This window comes from Sphingobacterium sp. SGL-16 (genome assembly GCF_011043515.1).
GTDB lineage: Bacteria > Bacteroidota > Bacteroidia > Sphingobacteriales > Sphingobacteriaceae > Sphingobacterium > Sphingobacterium litopenaei.
Window position 1 is genome coordinate 1 of record NZ_JAAKGQ010000116.1, and the last position, 1,038, is coordinate 1,038.

1 protein-coding gene is annotated in these 1,038 nt (G+C 39.1%); it reads right to left on the minus strand.

Annotated elements, in window-relative coordinates:
* Nucleotides 1–1,025, minus strand: a 1,025-nt coding sequence (gene istA / locus G5B32_RS16905; RefSeq protein WP_240899088.1) for an IS21 family transposase, incomplete at its 3' end; no start/stop codon positions are given.
* Between the last annotated feature and the right edge of the window lie 13 nt (nt 1,026–1,038).

Below are 1,038 nucleotides of genomic sequence, written 5' to 3' on the forward strand. Positions count from 1 at the left end.
TGCTCGCTAAGGTGGACTTTAGTAATACCAGCGTTATATGTGCCAATTGGAACACTATAGAAATTACCCTTATAAGACACCTTATTATCTTTATGAACAGCATAAATCTGTTTTTGCGGTGGCTTGGGAAGCACTTGGTGATACTGTTCTAAAAACATCTGCTCTTTAGCAAGTTCTTCTAGTGGAATAAGTTTGGGTGTACCATGGGGCAGATTGTTGGCCGTACGGTGCAGCCAGGCTATACATTCATCATTAAGCGTTTCTAGATCACGATATGGCCTATTATATAGAAAGTTCTGCTTTACATATTTAACTACGCTTTCTACTTTACCCTTGCTTTGGGGATCGGATTTTCGACAAAAATGAAGCTTAATTCCACGCTCTCGCACATAATTCGAAAACTCGGAAGTGAGTACTATGTCACCTAGGTTTTCAGAGACGATAAACAATCTGTCCTGATCATAAACGATTTCTTCAGGCAGACCAGCAATAAACTGAAAAGCTTGTTCATGTGCATCAATAACCATTGCCGTGGTAAAAGGAATATCACTAAACAAAACGAACTTATAACAGCTGCGCGATAGAATGAAAGTAAAGAATTGTACTCTCTTTTGCTTATTTGTTGTGGTGGTCATATTATAAAAACCAAAGTCTACCTGAGCTTGACTACCGTAAGGAAGCTCTTCAACCATCTGAAAATCACGAGCAGAGCTCACTTTAGGAATATTGAATTCCGCCCGAATGCCTTGTACAAAGTTGAATACTGTTTTGGCACTAACTGAGGGAAAGTCAGGGTGTTGTTCTTTAAGCCAATCAAACATTTGTGCGGCAGAAGTATCATGGTAGAGCTCCAATTTTTCCCGTACAAAATCTCGAAAGGGATCAAGAAGTTTTTTCTTAGAAATAGGCTGTTCTAGTTCTTTTTGGTAACTTCGGTCGTCTTTGGATAAGAGCTTTTTTACCGTGCGCCAATTCAGTCCTAAATGTTCTGAAATTTTGCGTATCGAATTACCTTCTCGATACATTTTGTGAACCTCA